This window comes from Monashia sp. HAY1-5C (genome assembly GCF_056755255.1).
This window is the reverse complement of record NZ_JBPGXG010000766.1, coordinates 1-236: the sequence shown is the minus strand read 5'-3', so window position 1 is coordinate 236 and position 236 is coordinate 1. Positions and strand designations below refer to the sequence as shown.

General features: G+C 66.5%; 1 protein-coding gene. It reads right to left on the bottom strand.

Going from position 1 to position 236, the window contains the following annotated elements; translation table 11 throughout:
• Positions 1–30 precede the first annotated feature (30 nt).
• The gene (locus tag ACR9ZK_RS23475; RefSeq protein WP_481344316.1) at positions 31–165 is read right to left on the bottom strand and encodes a hypothetical protein; all 135 of its coding nucleotides are present in this window, start codon (positions 163–165) and stop codon (positions 31–33) included.
• Positions 166–236 lie beyond the last annotated feature (71 nt).

Genomic DNA, 236 nt, shown 5'->3' with positions numbered 1-236 from the left:
AGATCTACACTCTCTCCGTCGTCGGCAGCGTTAGATGTGTATAAGAGACAGGCCGAGGAGGAACAGGTGGAGCACGACGAGCGCCGGTCCCGCGCATGCAGGGATCGGCAGGCGGAACAGGACGAACGCCGCCACGCTCAGGGCCAGCGGCTGTCTCTTATACACATCTCCGAGCCCACGAGACGGAGCTACATGTGGGGGGGGGGGGTGTGGGTGGGAGGGGGGGGGGGGGGGGG